The organism is Streptomyces canus 299MFChir4.1 (assembly GCF_000383615.1).
Classification (GTDB): domain Bacteria; phylum Actinomycetota; class Actinomycetes; order Streptomycetales; family Streptomycetaceae; genus Streptomyces; species Streptomyces canus_C.
Genome location: NZ_KB911582.1, coordinates 457,675 through 472,992, shown reverse-complemented (window position 1 = coordinate 472,992; position 15,318 = coordinate 457,675). Strand labels below are relative to the sequence as shown.

The following is a 15,318-nucleotide window of genomic DNA, read 5'->3' as shown; positions in this document are numbered from 1 at the left end:
CGGATATGAGGTGACGAACCTAGTGAGGCGCGGATGCGCTGTCGGCGACATGAGAAACCCGTGATGCGAACGTGACGTGACCGGAGGGTAACTCTCCGCAAGTCCGAGTCGGCGGCGGCGCGAGCTGGGTGAATCCGGCCGGCCGCGCTCGTACGCTGGATCCACCCCGTCTGCGGAGGGAGCCCCGCCATGTCAGGCTGGAGTGCCCAGGACGTCCCCGACCAGAGCGGACGCGTTGCCGTCGTCACCGGGGCCAACAGTGGCATCGGGTACGTCACCGCGCGGGAACTCGCCCGTCGGGGCGCCCGCGTGCTGCTCGCCTGTCGGAGCGAGACGCGAGGCGTCGGGGCCCGGGACCGGCTGGTCGGCGAAGTGCCGGGGGCGGACACGGAGTTCGACCGGCTGGACCTCGGGGACCTGGCCTCCGTACGGGAGTTCGCGACGACGTATCCCTACGACCGCCTCGACCTGCTGGTCAACAACGCGGGCGTGATGGCGCTGCCGTACGGCACGACCGCGGACGGGTTCGAGACGCAGTTCGGGGTGAACCACCTGGGCCACTTCGCGCTGACCGGCCTGCTGCTGCCGACGATCCTCGCGACCCCCGCCGCCCGCGTCGTGGCCGTCTCCAGCACGGCGCACGCGTTGGCCAACATCGACATCGACGACCTCAACAGCGAGCGCCGCTACCGGCGTTGGGTCGCCTACGCCCGCTCCAAGACCGCCAACCTGCTCTTCGTCCATGAACTGGCCCGCAGGCTGGCGGCCCACGGCGCGGACGTGACCGCCGTGGCGGCGCACCCCGGGTACGCGGCCACCAACCTGCAGACGGCGGGAGCGAAGATGGCCGGGCGCAGGGCAGCGGAACGCTTCATGCGGGTCGGCAACCGCTTCTTCGCCCAGTCCGCCGAGGCGGGCGCCCTCCCCACCCTCTACGCGGCCACCGCCCCCGAGGTGCCGCCCGACTCCTTCACCGGCCCGTCCCTGGCGGGGTGGCGCGGGCCCCCGGCCTCCTCCTGGCGGGCCCCCTGGACCCGCGACGACCGGGCGGCCTCACTCCTTTGGGCCGCCTCGGAGGAGCTCACGGGGGTGGCGTACGGCGTCCTGAAGGTCTGACACCTGAGTCCCTGCGGTCCCCTCGGCCCCCGGCCCCTCAGTCCGTCCGGCCGGTCACCGCCACCGTCACGCCCAGGCCGATCATGGTCAGTCCGCCGACCCCGCCCACCGCGGAGAGGCGGCGCGGTGAGCGGGCGAACCAGCCCCGCGCGGTCGCCGCGACCAGCCCCCACACGGCGTCGGAGACCAGCGCGATGACGTTGAACACCAGCCCGAGCAGCAGCATCTGCGCGGCCACCCCGCCCTGGCCGCGGTCCACGAACTGCGGCAGTACCGCGGCGAAGAACACGATCGTCTTGGGGTTGGTCACACCGACCGCGAACCCCTCCCAGAACGTACGCAGACCGCCGTGCCCCGCCGCGGCCGCCGACACGTCCTCGGCGAACGCCGCGCGCAGCGACCCGCGCCCGCGCCACGCCTTGACGCCCAGGTACACGAGGTAGGCGGCACCGGCGAGCTTCAGCGTGGTGAAGACCAGTACCGAGCGCTCCACGACCGAGCCGACCCCGAACGCCACGGCGAGGACCAGGACGTAGGCGCCGACCGTGTTCCCGGCCACCGTGGTCAGGGCGGCACGCCGGCCCTGTGCGAGCGCCCGGCCGATCACGAACAGCACGCTGGGTCCGGGGACCACGATCAGCAGGAACGACATGGCCGCGAAGGCGAGGAGACGGTCGGTGGGAACCATGCCCCCATGCAAGCACCTGGCCCTTTCCCTCTCCAGCCGATTTTCGTCGGCGCACGCTCAGGCCGTCGCCCCGCTGTCCACCACCAGATCGGTGCCCACCATCGGGGAGGCGTCGTCCGAGGCCAGGTACAGGACGGCGGCGATCTCGGACGTGGCCGAGACCCGGCCCAGGGGGAGGGTGGCCTTCGCGCGGAAATCTCGTTACGCGGCCCGCACCTCGTACGTGGCGATCCGCACCGACTCGTCGTCCAGGCACTGCCCGGTCTCCAGGTCGAACCGCTGCTTCAGCAGGGGCGAGGCCACGAACGGGCGCCCCTGGTGGCTGCCGGTCAGGCCGCGGGAAAGGACCGCCGCGCCGCCGAAGGGGTCGCGGTTGTCGACGGCGTACAGATGGCCCGCGCGGTCGCGGAACAGGGCCGCCTGCCGTCCGTCGGGCAGCAGGGCCGCCACCCCCCGGCCGGGGAGCAGCCGGGCCAGCTCGCAGACCGCGAACCAGTCGCCGTTCAGCTGGAGTTCGACCTTCAGGTCGGTGGTCTCGGGTGCCAGGGTCATCGCTGGGCGCTTCCTTCCAGGGGACGGTGGCCGATGGTCAGCAGCGGCAGGTCGGGCTTGATCTGCTCGCGCTCGGGGACGAAGCCGACGACCGGGTCGGGGGTGTCCGGGGCGTTCACGAAGGACACGAACCGGGCGAGCTTCTCGGGGTCGTTGATGGTGGTCGCCCATTCGTCGGCGTAGTGCGCCACGTGGGCCGTCATCAGGGACTCCAGCTCCTCGCAGATGCCGAGGGAGTCCTCCACGACCACGTCACGGACGTGGTCCAGGCCGCCGGGGATGCGCTCCAGCCAGGTCGAGGTGCGCTCCAGGCGGTCCGCGGTGCGGATGTAGAACATGAGGAACCGGTCGATGAGCTTGATCAGTTCGGCGTCGGTGAGGTCCTGGGCGAGCAGGTCCGCGTGGCGCGGGGTCGCGCCGCCGTTGCCGCCGACGTAGAGGTTCCAGCCGTTGGAGGTGGCGATGACGCCGAAGTCCTTCGACTGGGCCTCGGCGCACTCGCGGGCGCAGCCGGAGACCGCCGACTTGAGCTTGTGGGGCGACCTGAGCCCCCGGTAGCGCAGCTCCAGGTCGATCGCCATGCGGACCGAGTCCTGGACGCCGTAGCGGCACCAGGTCTGGCCGACGCAGGACTTCACCGTGCGCAGGGACTTGCCGTAGGCGTGCCCGGACTCGAAGCCGGCGTCCACCAGCCGGGTCCAGATGAGGGGCAGTTGTTCGACGCGGGCGCCGAACATGTCGATCCGCTGACCGCCGGTGATCTTCGTGTAGAGGCCGAAGTCGCGGGCGATCTCGCCGATCACGATGAGGCCCTCGGGGGTGATCTCACCGCCGGGGATGCGCGGGACGACCGAGTAGGAGCCGTTCTTCTGGATGTTGGCGAGGAAGTGGTCGTTGGAGTCCTGCAGGGCCGCCTGCTCGCCGTCCAGGACGTAGCCGCTCGCGCCGATCGTCGGGGCGAGGGAGGCGATGACCGAGCCGACGGCCGGCTTGCAGACCTCGCAGCCGTCGCCGCCCCGGGCGCCGTCGCGGCCGTAGCGGTCCAGCAGGTCCTGGTAGGTGTTGATGCGCAGGGCGAGGACGATCTCGTACAGCTCCTCGCGGGTCTGCGAGAAGCAGCCGCACAGGCCCTTGTCGACCTCGACGCCGGACGCCTCCAGCTCGGAGGTGACCAGCTGGCCCAGCACCTTGACGCAACTGCCGCACGTGGTACCGGCCTTGGTGCACTTCTTCACCTCGGGCACGGTGGTGCAATGGTGCTCGGTGACGGCCCCGCGGATCGTGCCCTTGCGGACGTTGTTGCAGGAGCAGATGATCGCGTCGTCCGGCAGCGCGGTCGGGCCGAGCTGGACCGACTCCCCGGCACCGGCCGGCAGCACCAGCGACTCGGGCTTGACCGGCGGCACCGAACCGGTGAACGCCTTCAGCGTGCCGTACGCCTCCGCGTCGCCGACCAGGATGCCGCCGAGCAGCGTGCCGTCCCGGCCGATGACCAGCTTCTTGTACAGGCCCGCGCGGGAGTCGGAGTAGACGACGTCCAGGCAGTCCGCGGTGGCGCCGTGCGCGTCACCGAAGGAGGCCACGTCCACGCCGAGCAGCTTCAGCTTGGTGGACAGGTCGGCGCCCAGGAAGGCGGCCTCGTCGGAGGCGATGGTCGCCGCCGCCGTCTCGGCCTGCTCGTAACCCGGGGCCACCAGGCCGTACACCCGGCCGTCGGCGGCCAGCGCGCACTCGCCGATCGCGAACACGTGCGGGTCGGCGACCGTACGGCACTGCTCGTCGACGGTGATGCCGCCGCGCTCGCCGACCGTCAGACCGCAGTCGCGGGCCAACTGGTCGCGGGGGCGGACACCGGCGCTGAACACCACCAGGTCGGTGGCGAGTTCGCTGCCGTCGGACAGCTTCATGCCGGTGACGGCGCCGTCCTCGCCGACCACGATCTCCTGCGTGCCGACGCCCGTGTGGACGCTCAGGCCCATCTCCTCGATGGTGCGCAGCAGCGCCGCGCCACCGCCGTCGTCGACCTGCACCGGCATCAGCCGGGGCGCGAACTCCACGATGTGGGAGGTCAGTCCGAGCCCCTTCAGGGCACCGGCCGCCTCCAGACCGAGCAGTCCGCCGCCGACCACCGCGCCGGTGGTGCGGGTCTTCGCGTACTCCTCGATGGCGAGGAGGTCCTCGATCGTGCGGTAGACGAAACAGCCCTCGGCGTCCTTGTTCGGGACCGGCGGCACGAAGGGGTAGGAGCCGGTGGCGAGGACGAGGGTCTCGTACGCGAACACCTGCCCGGACTTCGCGGTGACCTTCTTCGCCTCGCGGTCGATCGTCACGGCCGGGTCGCCGACGTACAGCTCGATGCCGTGCGTGTCGATGAACTCCATGTCCGTCAGGGAGAGTTCCTCGGGCGTCTTCCCCGAGAAATACGAGGTGAGCGCGACGCGGTCGTACGCGGGACGCGGCTCCTCGCACAGCACGACCACGCGGTGCGTGGCGGTCATGCCCCGCTCGGCGAGGGCTTCGAGGAAGCGCTGGCCGACCATGCCGTGGCCGACGAGGACGATCGTGGGGGTGGCCTCCGTGGCCTCCGGGGTGGCGGTCATCAGGAGCCTCCATCGTTGGTGAGCAGGTGGAGCAGCGGGCCGCCTGCGGGGAGCGGCTCTGCTCCCTCCCAGGCGCGGGCGAGCGCGCCGACCGTGCCGAGTTCGCCGACGAGGACCCCGCCGACCAGGCGGTCGTCGCGGACGACGACCTTGCGGTAGGTGCCGCGGGTGGCGTCCGCGAGCTGGACGACGTCGTCGCCCGGGAGCGCCTCGGTCTCGCCGAACGCGGCCAGGTCGAAGGCGGTCTGCCCGGCGAGCGTGAGCCGGGTCAGCGAACGGGTGCCGGTGTAGCGGGCGTTCGTCCTTCCGGCCAGCAACTCGGCAAGGACATCTGCCTGTTCGAGTGCCGGGGTGGCGAGGCCGTAGACGTTGCCGTCGTGCTGGGCGCAGTCGCCGATGGCGTGGATGTGCGGGTCGGACGTGCGCAGTTCGTCGTCCACGACGATGCCCTTGCGCACCTCCAGGCCCGCGGTCTGCGCGAGACCGACACGCGGGTGGACCCCGCAGGCCAGGACCACGATCTCGGCGTCCAGGGCGTAACCGTCGGCCATCTCGACCGAGCGGACCGCGCCGCCGACACAGCGCACGTCCCGCACGCGCAGGTCGGTGTGGACCTCGACGCCGAGGTCCCCGAGGTGGCGCCGGACGAGCTTGGACGCGCTCGGGTCGAGCTGGCGCTCCATCAGCCGCTCGGACTGCTGGGCCAGCATGACCTGGGCACCGCGCTGGGCGAGCGCGCGGGCCGCGGAGACCCCGAGGAGCCCGCCGCCGATCACGACGGCCTTCACTCCCGGCCGGACCGCCGCGGACAGACCCAGGCAGTCGTCCATGGTGCGGAAGGCGTGGACGCCCTCCGGCAGCACGTGGTCGGGGGTGAACAGGCCGCGCAGCGGCGGCAGGACGGGGTTGGAGCCGGTGGCCAGGACCAGCGTGTCGTAGGCGATCTTCGAACCGTCCGCGTACTCGACGGTCCGTGCCCCGCGGTCGATGCCGGTGACCCGGGCACGGGTCAGCGCGGCCGGCGCCGGGAGCGCGATCACGTCGGGGGTGTACCGCCCGGCCAGCACCTCGGCGAGGAGCACCCGGTTGTACGGGCGGTGCTCCTCCTCGCCGATCAGCGTCACGGGCGTGCCGAGCTCTCCGAGCCGCCGGGCGAGCCGGACGCCCGCGAGCCCGGCGCCGATCACCACCACACGCGTATTCGAGGTCATGTTCAGGAGCGTGCGTTGCGGGTGTTACCCGACCGCATCACCTCTGTTTCCCGCGAGGAACGCTGCCCTCAGCTGGGACCGGGGGCGGGTGTGAGGGTTCGGCAGGGGCGTCGGGGGCGCGCTGTGAGGACGCGGGCCCCGGGCACCGCCCAGGTGGGTGCAACCTGCACGGACGCCGTCCCGCGGGGTCACGAGCATGCCCGACATGTTCGCTGACCATGGCCGCCGGCCCGCGCCTCACCGCGTACGGGGCCGACCGGGTGGACGCCGTGGCCGGCGGCCCGGGCCTCGGCACACCTTTCGGGTCCGGCCCCCGCGCCGGACGCGAATATTGCGTACGACCAGTGACTCCCCTGACGTTACGGTGGCGCCGTGACGACTCAGGTGATCGTGCTCAACGGCGGTTCCAGCTCCGGCAAGTCCGGCATCGTGCGGTGTCTTCAGGCGGTCCTGCCGGACCCGTGGCTGGCCTTCGGGATCGACGGGTTCGTCGAGTCGCTGCCCGCCGCGCTCCAGTCCTCCGGCTCGGGCATCGAGTTCGCGGCGGACGGCGGCGTGAGCGTCGGGGAGGAGTTCACGCGTCTGGAGGCGGCCTGGCGGGCGGGGGTCGCGGCGACGGCCTGGGCGGGCGCCCGGGTGATCGTCGACGACGTGTTCCTGGGCGGTACGCACTCGCAGGAACGGTGGCGCAAGACGCTGGACGGACTCGACGTGCTGTGGGTCGGCGTGCGCTGCGAGCCCGCCGTCGCCGCGGGCCGCGAGATCGTCCGGGGCGACCGGGCCCGGGGGATGGCCGAGAAGCAGGCGGAGATCGTCCACCAGGGAGTGGTCTACGACATCGAGGTCGACACCACCCGCACCGAGGCCCTGGACTGCGCGCGCACCATCGCCGAGGCGGTTGTCAGCGGCTCCCCGTGAGGTGCGCGAACACCACCACGTTGCCCCGGTACCCGGTCGAGGGCGAGTAGCCGCCACCGCAGGTGATCACCCGCAGCTCGGGCCTCTTCGCGGCCCCGTACACCTTCTCGTCGGGGAAGTTCTTCGCGTCGTACACCTCGACCGCGTCCACCGTGAACACCGCGACGCTTCCGTCGCGCCGGTCCACCTCGATCGCGCTGCCCTTGCGCAGGGCACCGAGGTCGTAGAAGACGGCGGGGCCCTCGGCGTTGTCGACATGTCCGGCGAGGATCGCGGTGCCCGTCTCACCGGGGACGGTACCCGCCTCGTACCAGCCGGCGAGGTTCTTCTTCGCGGCCGGCGGCACATCGAGGCTGCCGCCCGCGGTGAGGGCCAGGGCCATCAGGGGCGCGTCCACACGGATCGCGGGGATGCGGACGCGGTCGGGCGGGGACGGCGGCAGCGCGGGCGCGGCGGCCCGCCCGCTGTCGCCCGCCGTGTGCGCCTGGGCGGCGGACGGCTGCGGCGGGGCGTGCGTCTCGGCGCCGCTGCGCAGCAGCCACGCGCCGGTGCACAGGGCCACCACGGTGACGCCCGCTATGGCGGTGTTGCCGAAGCTGCGGTTGCGCACAGGTACCTCCTCTACGGCCGGACTGCCCGTCCCCCTCCGGGCCGCGAGGGGCGTCGGACCCGGAGGGGGAGGGGACATGCGGTACCGGCGGACGGACAGCGGAGGGTGTCCGTCAGATCCCGTCGCCTCTCGCCCGGCGATGCAGGAGCCAGGTACCGCCCGCGGCGGCGACGGCGAGAGCCGCCACGCCGGCCGCGGTCTGTACGGGATCGGGGCCCAGAGCGCCACCGACCCCCGTCTTGACACTTCCTCTGGGATGCACGGGCTGACGCTGGGACGTCAGCGTGACCACCAGGTCACCGGTCACCCGCCGGCCGCCCTCCGCGCAGGTGGCGACGATCTCGTACGTCCCCGGCTGCGCGCTCGGCGGCACCCGGAACTGCCCGATCGCGTCACCCTCGTGCGTGCTGGGCGCCAGCGTGAAGGCGCCCGCGCCCACCGCGCTGGCGTCCCCCGCCGCCGTGCCGCCGTCCCCGCACGCCGCCGTGTTCACGGTGACCTGCCCACCCGGCACCACGGAGGACGGGAACACCTCCAGCCCGTCCGTGTCCCCGGCGTACGCGGGCGCGCAGACGAGACCCGCGGCGGCGACGGCGAGCGCGCTGCCGGTCAGCAGGCGGGTGGTGGGGCGCATGGTGCTCCTTCGAGCTCTCGGGTGAGTCCCTGTGCCTTCGAGGTAAGTGGCAGTGGGCCGAGCCCGCTTCCTGAGGGGGCGTCAGAATTGCGGTGAACGGGTGTCAGATCGCTGTACCACGCGCCGGGTCGGCCGGAGTTTCAGCAGGTCATCGGCGTACGGCGGGCAGGTGGCGGAAGCGAACCCGAAGGACGCGGGGCGCGGGTGTGAACGGGTGACCCCCGGGTCCGCGATCCGTGCTTGACCTCAACTTCGGTCGAGGTACCAGGCTGTCCTTCATGCAGTCAGACACCGCACCTCTCAAGGTCACCCTGGTCATCGGCAGCAACCGCCACGGCCGCTTCGGTCCCGTCGTGGCCGACTGGCTCCTCGACCGCCTCCGCGACCGGGAGGACCTGGTCCCGGACGTCGTGGACGTGGCCGGGGCCGACCTGCCCATGTCCATGGCCCCGACCCCCGAGACGACCGCCGCCCTCGCCTCGGTGACCCCCAAGCTCGCCTCGGCGGACGCGTTCGTCGTCCTCACCCCCGAGTACAACCACTCCTACCCGGCCGGCCTGAAGAACCTGGTCGACTGGCACTTCACGGAGTGGCAGGCCAAGCCGGTGGCCCTCGTCTCCTACGGCGGCATCTCCGGCGGCCTGCGCGCCGTGGAGCACCTCCGCCAGGTCTTCGCCGAACTCCACGCCGTGACGGTCCGGGACACCGTGAGTTTCCACAACGCGGGAGGCTCCTTCGCCGACGGCCGCCTGAAGGACCCCTCGGGCCCGGACGCGGCGGCGAAGACGATGCTGGACCAGTTGGTGTGGTGGGGGAGGGTGCTGAGGGAGGGCAGGGCGGCGATGCCCTACGCCCGGTGAGGTGCCCGTGCCCGGCTTCTCGGACTACCGTGAAGCGATGGGCATGGAACAGCGCATCACCCTGATCACCCTGGGCGTCTCGGACCTCGCCCGCTCCAAGGCCTTCTACGAGGCCCTGGGCTGGCGCGGCCAGGAGGTCGAGGAGACGGTCTTCTTCCAGGCGGGCGGCCTCGGCCTGGTCCTGTGGAGCCGGGACAAGCTCGCGAAGGACTGCGGACTGGAGCCGGGGCCGGCGCACGGCTTCGGGGGTATCGCCCTCGCGCACAACGTCCGCTCGCGGGCGGAGGTCGACGCCCTCCTCACGACCGTGGCGGAGGCGGGCGGCACCGTCACCAAACCGGCCGCGGTGAACGAGATCGGCTTCTACTCCAGCGCCTTCACGGACCCGGACGGCCACGCCTGGGAGCTGGCGTTCAACCCGGGCTTCCCGCTGGCGGAGGACGGCACGGTGACGCTGCCGGACTTCGGCTAGGTCCCCTGGGCGCACCCCGCCAACCGACTCAGGACCGCGTCAGCCCTGTGAACCGGAGAACTCCTCGGCGAGCGCGCGATGACGCTCGGCGGCCCGCCTGGCGTCGGCGGGGGTGACGGGCGACCCCGGCACGCCAGGCACGTCATCCGGTCGGTCGCGGCGAGGTCATGGCGCGGCACCCGCAGCCCGCACCCGGTGGTGACGGTGCTCGGCAGGTCCCCGGCCAGGCCGAATGTGGCCGCGAGCATGGTGCGCACGGCGGCCTCGCCGCGGACCACGTATACCTCGACATGGATGTGCGGGTCGACCTCGCCCACGGGTACGGCCGCCCCGGAACCCCGAGGCAGCCGTGTCGCGCATCCGGTGTGCGGTGGACGTCAGTTCACGTTCACCGCGCTCCAGGCCGCCGCCACCGCGTTGTACTCGGTGCTGCCCGCGCCGTACAGGTCCTTCGCCGCGTTCAGGGTGGCCGTGCGCGCTCCCGCGTAGTTCGTGGAGGACGTCATGTAGACCGTCAGCGCCCGGTACCAGATGGCGCCCAGCTTGTCGCGGCCGATGCCGGTGACCGTGGAGCCGTTGGAGGTGGGGGAGTTGTAGCTGACGCCGTTGACGGTCTTGGCGCCGCTGCCCTCCGCCAGCAGGTACGCGAAGTGGTTGGCGACGCCGGAGGAGTAGTGGACGTCCAGGTTGCCGACCGAACTGCTCCAGGAGTCGGCGGAGTTGCCGTCCTTGGAGGGCTTGTCCATGTAGCGCAGGGCGTCGCGGCCGAAGCCGGAGCGGACGATCTTCTCGCCGATCAGGTAGTCGCCGGTGTCCGAGGAGTTGCCCGCGTAGAACTCCACCAGCGTGCCGAAGATGTCGGAGGTCGCCTCGTTGAGCCCGCCCGACTCGCCCGAGTACGTCAGCGCAGCCGTCTTCGACGTCACGCCGTGGGACATCTCGTGGCCCGCCACGTCCAGCGACACCAGCGGGCCGAGCTGCGTCCCGTCACCGTCGCCGTACGTCATGCAGAAGCAACTGTCGTCCCAGAAGGCGTTGTTGTACTTGTTCCCGTAGTGGACGCGGTTGTACGAGCCCTTGCCGTCCCCGCCGATGCCGTTCCGCCCGTGGACGTTCTTGTAGTAGTCCCAGGTGACGTCGGTGCCGTACTGCGCGTCCACCGCCGCCGTGGCCCGGTCCGCACTCGCCCCCGTGCCCCAGTGGTTGTCGGCGTCGGTGAACAGGGTCGCGGGCGCCCGGCTGATGCAGATGTTCAGGAAGCACAGGTCGGTCTTGTTGGCCGCGTCGCCCGTGTACGTGTTCCCGCGCGTCGCGTCCTTGAGCTGGTACGTCGACCCCGACTGCGTCGTCTCCAGCCCAACTGTGCCGCTGTACAGCGACTTCCCGTCGCCGGCCGCCTGCTCGACGCTGTCCCACGCGTCGATCTGCGCACCCGTGCGGGCGTCCGTGAGGACGGTGCGCGCGACCGGGTTGCCGAGCCCGTCCTGCGCCGCGGCATCGGTCTGCCAGGCCAGCTTCGGCGCCCCGTGCAGCGCGTCGACGACCAGCCGCGGCTTGGCCGTCAGCTTCTTCAGCGTCTCGCCGAGGTTGGCGGCCTTGAGGGCGTTCGCCGCGAGGTCGGCCGCCTTCGGGGCGGACAGGACCGGGGTGACGCTGGAGAGGGATATCGCGCTCCTCGTGGCGCGCGAGGAGCTCTTGTACGCCCCGCCCGGGGTCAGGTGGACGACGAAGTCACCGCCCAGCACGGGCAGTTGGCGGTACGTGCGGTCGTAGCGGACGTGCTGGGTGCCGTCGGGGTCGACGATCACGTCCCGGACCTTCGTGTGCTGCGCCGAGCCGAGCCCCAGCGCCGAGGCGTGGTCGGCCAGGACCGACGCGGCGTTCTCGAGCGCGGTGGCCCTGGTGGGTCTGGCCGCCGCACCGGCGGCGGGGGAGAGGGCGGCGGCCAGCAAAGTGGCGGCGGTGGCGGCGACTCCGGCAGTGGCGAGACGACGGGAACGGGCACCTCGGACGTACGGCCGTATCCGACTCATCGGTCTCCTCTGAAAGGCGCCAATGGGGCGCGTGGGGGTGGCGCGGACGTTGACCAAGATTTAAGAGGCCATGACAAGCCGTGTCCATACCGCGTCACGTGCAGGTATGTGAGAGGAGAGAATCGTTTCTGTGACCCCCGCGAGACTCCCCTTCTTCGTCTACGGCACCCTCCGCCCCGGCGAGGCCAACCACGACCTGTTCCTGCGTGGCCGCCTCCGCTCCGAGGAGCCGGGCCGACTCGCCGGCGCGCTGCTGTACGCCGGTCCCGGCTACCCGTACGCCGTCGAGGGGGCCGGCGGAACGGTCGCGGGGGAACTTGTCACCCCGCGCGCCGATGCCTACGCCGAACTGCTCGCCGCCCTCGACGAGTTGGAGGAGTACCGGCCCGGGGACCCGCGCAACCTGTACGAACGGGTCGCCCGCGAGGTGATCCGCACCGCCGACGGCACGCCCGTGCGCGCCTGGGTCTATGTGGCGGCACCATCCGTCGCCGCCCGCCTGCGCGCCCGCGGCAGGCTCATCGGGAGCGGCGACTGGCTGCTCGGGCGACCTACCGCTCGACCGTCTCCACCCGCACCGCGCACGCCTTGAACTCCGGCATCCGTGACGTCGGGTCGAGGGCCGGGTTGGTGAGGGTGTTGGCGCGGCCCTCGCCGTACCAGTGGAAGGGCATGAAGACCGTGTCCGGGCGGATGCCGAGCGTGATGCGGGCCGGTGCCACGGCCCGCCCGCGCCGCGAGACCACGGCCACCGGGTCGCCCTCGGCCGCCCCCAGCCGCTCCGCGAGCCGCGGGTGCAGCTCCACGAACGGGCCCGGCGCGGCGGCGTTCAGCTCGTCCACCCGGCGGGTCTGTGCGCCGGACTGGTACTGGGCCACGACCCGGCCGGTCGTCAGCAGCACCGGGTACTCCTCGTCGGGCTCCTCGGCGATCGCCCGGTGCGAGACGGGGACGAAGCGGGCGCGGCCGTCGGGGGTGGCGAAGCGGTCCAGGAAGAGGCGTGCGGTGCCGGGGTGCACGTCCTCAGCACCGGCCGGTACGTCCTTCTCCGGCATCGGGCAGGGCCAGAACACCCCGTTCTCCTCCGCCAGTCGACGGTAGGTGATCCCGGAGTAGTCGGCCGGACCGCCCGCGCTCGCCCGGCGCAGCTCCTCGAAGACCTCCTCGGGGTCGGTCGGGAAGCCCTTCTCCACGCCGAGGCGGTCGGCGAGTTCGTGCATGACCTCCAGGTCGCCGCGGATGCCGTCCGGCGGGGTGATCGCCTGCCGGCGCAGCAGCACCCGACCCTCCAGGTTGGTCGTCGTGCCCGTCTCCTCGGCCCACTGGGTGACCGGCAGGACCACGTCCGCGAGGGCGGCCGTCTCCGACAGGACGACGTCACAGACGGCAAGGAAGTCGAGGGACCTGATGCGCTCCTCGACGTGCGCGGCGTGCGGCGCCGACACCACCGGGTTGGAGCCCATCAGCAGCAGCGATTTGATGTCCGTGCCGAGCGCGTCGAGCAACTCGTAGGCGCTGCGCCCCGGTCCGGGCAGCGAGTCGGGGTCCACGCCCCACACCTCGGCGACATGCGCCCGCGCCGCCGGGTCGTCCAGCTTGCGGTAGCCGGGCAACTGGTCGGCCTTCTGGCCGTGTTCGCGCCCGCCCTGCCCGTTGCCCTGCCCGGTCAGACAGCCGTACCCGCTGAACGGCCGTCCCGCCCGTCCGGTCGCCAGGCACAGGTTGATCCACGCGCTCACCGTGTCGGTGCCCTTGGACTGCTGCTCGGGCCCGCGCGCGGTGAGCACCATCGCGGACTCGGGCTCGCAGAACAGCCGTACGGTCTCCCGCAGTTGGGGTACCGGCACGCCGGTGATCCGTTCCACGTACTCCGGCCAGTGGGCCATCGCGGCGGCCCGCGCGTCCTCCCAGCCGGCCGTGCGCTCGGCGATGTACGCCTCGTCCGTGCGGCCTTCCGCCACCACCAGGTGCAGCAGCCCGAGCGCGAGAGCCAGGTCCGTGCCGGGGCGGGGCATCAGATGCAGGTCGGCCTGTTCGGCGGTCCTGGTGCGGCGCGGGTCGACGACGATCAACGTGCCGCCGTTCTCGCGCAGTTCGGTGAAGAACCGCAAGGACGGCGGCATGGTCTCGGCGGGATTCGAGCCGACCAGGATCACACAGCCGGACTTCGGGATGTCCTCCAGCGGGAACGGCAGCCCGCGGTCCAGGCCGAAGGCCTTCATGCCGCCGGCCGCCGCGGACGACATGCAGAAGCGCCCGTTGTAGTCGATCTGCGAGGTGCCGAGGACGACCCGGGCGAACTTGCCGAGCGTGTACGCCTTCTCGTTGGTGAGGCCGCCCCCGCCGAAGACCCCGCACGCGTCCGGGCCATGCTCCGTGCGCGTGCGGGACAACTCCCCGGCTATCCGGTCCAGCGCCTCGTCCCAGGTCGCGGGCACCAGCGTGCCCCCGGAGCGCACCAACGGGGAGGTCAGGCGCACCCGGGACGAGAGCACCGCGGGCGCCGTACGGCCCTTGCCGCACAGCGCGCCCCGGTTCACCGGGAAATCCGCGCGCTCGCTCACCTCGACGGTCCCGTCCGGAGCGGGGGTCAGGTTCATGCCGCACTGCAGGGCGCAGTACGGGCAGTGTGTGGGCGTCGCGGAGTTCGGCATGCTCCTCAGCGTGCGTCGGCCGTGTTACGCCGGGGACGGCTCCGTGTTACGCCGCCGCGACGGCGACCTCCCCCGTGACACCCCGCGGCGGTGAGGAACTCGCCCCGTGCGGACGCCGAGCACCCGCTTGCTCAGCGGCCCGAGGCCAGCGCGTCCCGCACTCCGGTCTCCTTCGGCCCCAGGAACCGCGGGTCGGGCCGCACCGTCACGTCCAGCGCCGCCTTCGCCGCCGCGAAGATCTCCCGGCTGCCGCCGTAGTACCAGGTGGCGTCATGCCTGGCGTCGACGCCGACGCCGTACGAGGTGACTCCCGCCGCCTGACAGAGGGCGACCGCGCGCCGGATGTGGAACCCCTGGCTGATCAGCACGGCCCGGTGCACGCCGAAGATCTTCCTGGCCCGGACGCAGGAGTCCCAGGTGTCGAAGCCGGCGTAGTCGCTGACGATCCGGGTGTCCGGGACGCCGTGCCGGGTCAGGTACGCGCGCATGGCGTCGGGCTCGTCGTAGTCCTCGCGGCTGTTGTCGCCGGTGACGAGGACGACCTCGATCCGGTTCTCCCGGTACAGCTTCGCCGCCGCGTCGAGCCGGTGCGCGAGATACGGCGACGGCTCGCCGTCCCACAGCCCGGCACCGAAGACGACGGCCACCTCGGTGCGCGGCACGTCGGCCGTCGTCCGCAGCCGGTCGCCCGTCACGACGTACATCCAGGTCGACGGCAGCAGTGCCAGCACACACCCCGCCATCACGGCCTGCACGAGCCTGCGCCGCCCGGCACGCGTGCGTGGCAGGCGCGGTCCGCGCAGTCCACGTACCCTCCGCAGTCGCATCGGACGACCCCTCTCGGTCGGTTGTTCGACAAGCAGAGACGTGCCGTCCGGCCGATCGGTTCGTCCGCCGACGCGTGACCAGGCTCACTCCCGAGAGTGAATTGCCAGGTCATGGCACCTCACATCCTGCTGCGCGCCCGCGT

The 15,318-nt window shown here is 72.2% G+C and carries 14 protein-coding genes and 1 pseudogene; 5 read left to right on the top strand and 10 right to left on the bottom strand.

Annotation, left to right across the window (positions count from 1 at the left end; translation table 11 throughout):
* Window positions 1–189 precede the first annotated feature (189 nt).
* Window positions 190–1,116, top strand: a complete 927-nt coding sequence (locus H293_RS0102120; protein WP_020116232.1) for an oxidoreductase — start codon at window positions 190–192, stop codon at window positions 1,114–1,116.
* 37 nt (window positions 1,117–1,153) lie between these two features.
* Here H293_RS0102120 and H293_RS0102115 read toward each other — a convergent pair whose 3' ends face one another.
* The 5 genes and pseudogenes from H293_RS0102115 to H293_RS0102100 form a co-directional block, all read right to left on the bottom strand.
* Window positions 1,154–1,804 carry a LysE family translocator gene (locus tag H293_RS0102115; RefSeq protein WP_020116231.1) on the bottom strand — a complete coding sequence of 217 codons (651 nt, stop codon included), beginning with the start codon at window positions 1,802–1,804 and terminating at the stop codon, window positions 1,154–1,156.
* Window positions 1,805–1,861: 57 nt separating this feature from the next.
* Window positions 1,862–1,996 (bottom strand): annotated as a pseudogene (locus H293_RS57000) (SDR family oxidoreductase); the annotation flags it as partial.
* 9 nt (window positions 1,997–2,005) lie between these two features.
* Window positions 2,006–2,356: a nitrite reductase small subunit NirD gene (nirD, locus tag H293_RS0102110; RefSeq protein WP_020116230.1), complete on the bottom strand. Its 351-nt coding sequence runs from the start codon at window positions 2,354–2,356 to the stop codon at window positions 2,006–2,008.
* Complete coding sequence (nirB, locus tag H293_RS0102105; RefSeq protein WP_020116229.1) at window positions 2,353–4,956, bottom strand: nitrite reductase large subunit NirB; 2,604 nt, start codon at window positions 4,954–4,956, stop codon at window positions 2,353–2,355. The genes nirD and nirB overlap by 4 nt, the downstream gene beginning before the upstream one ends.
* Entirely contained in the window at window positions 4,956–6,167 is a 1,212-nt protein-coding gene (locus tag H293_RS0102100; RefSeq protein WP_033415102.1) for an NAD(P)/FAD-dependent oxidoreductase, read from the bottom strand. Before H293_RS0102100 ends, nirB begins: the two co-directional genes overlap by 1 nt.
* Window positions 6,168–6,539: 372 nt before the next feature.
* On the opposite strand from H293_RS0102100, the gene cpt reads away from it, so the two are divergent.
* Window positions 6,540–7,085: a chloramphenicol phosphotransferase CPT gene (cpt, locus tag H293_RS0102095; protein WP_020116227.1), complete on the top strand. Its 546-nt coding sequence runs from the start codon at window positions 6,540–6,542 to the stop codon at window positions 7,083–7,085.
* Here the strand turns inward: cpt and H293_RS0102090 are convergent.
* Both H293_RS0102090 and H293_RS0102085 read right to left on the bottom strand, forming a co-directional pair.
* Window positions 7,069–7,695 (bottom strand): class F sortase, encoded by a 627-nt coding sequence (locus H293_RS0102090; protein ID WP_020116226.1) that lies wholly within the window; start codon window positions 7,693–7,695, stop codon window positions 7,069–7,071. The genes cpt and H293_RS0102090 overlap by 17 nt on opposite strands.
* A 112-nt stretch (window positions 7,696–7,807) precedes the next feature.
* The gene (locus H293_RS0102085; RefSeq protein WP_020116225.1) at window positions 7,808–8,329 is read right to left on the bottom strand and encodes a hypothetical protein; all 522 of its coding nucleotides are present in this window, start codon (window positions 8,327–8,329) and stop codon (window positions 7,808–7,810) included.
* Between the two features lie 278 nt (window positions 8,330–8,607).
* On the opposite strand from H293_RS0102085, the gene H293_RS0102080 reads away from it, so the two are divergent.
* Window positions 8,608–9,189: an NADPH-dependent FMN reductase gene (locus H293_RS0102080; RefSeq protein ID WP_020116224.1), complete on the top strand. Its 582-nt coding sequence runs from the start codon at window positions 8,608–8,610 to the stop codon at window positions 9,187–9,189.
* 43 nt (window positions 9,190–9,232) lie between these two features.
* Entirely contained in the window at window positions 9,233–9,661 is a 429-nt protein-coding gene (locus H293_RS0102075; protein ID WP_028807465.1) for a VOC family protein, read from the top strand.
* Window positions 9,662–10,038: 377 nt separating this feature from the next.
* Here the strand turns inward: H293_RS0102075 and H293_RS0102065 are convergent, their stop codons facing one another.
* Window positions 10,039–11,694, bottom strand: a complete 1,656-nt coding sequence (locus H293_RS0102065) for a M4 family metallopeptidase (RefSeq protein ID WP_028807464.1) — start codon at window positions 11,692–11,694, stop codon at window positions 10,039–10,041.
* Window positions 11,695–11,824: 130 nt separating this feature from the next.
* Between H293_RS0102065 and H293_RS0102060 the strand changes: the two genes are divergently transcribed.
* A complete protein-coding gene (locus tag H293_RS0102060) occupies window positions 11,825–12,286 on the top strand; it encodes a gamma-glutamylcyclotransferase family protein (RefSeq protein ID WP_020116221.1) in 462 nt (153 codons plus the stop codon).
* Here the strand turns inward: H293_RS0102060 and H293_RS0102055 are convergent.
* A complete protein-coding gene (locus H293_RS0102055) occupies window positions 12,246–14,348 on the bottom strand; it encodes a molybdopterin oxidoreductase family protein (RefSeq protein ID WP_020116220.1) in 2,103 nt (700 codons plus the stop codon). The genes H293_RS0102060 and H293_RS0102055 overlap by 41 nt on opposite strands.
* 131 nt (window positions 14,349–14,479) lie before the next feature.
* A complete protein-coding gene (locus tag H293_RS0102050) occupies window positions 14,480–15,175 on the bottom strand; it encodes a SanA/YdcF family protein (protein ID WP_028807463.1) in 696 nt (231 codons plus the stop codon).
* Window positions 15,176–15,318: the final 143 nt, after the last annotated feature.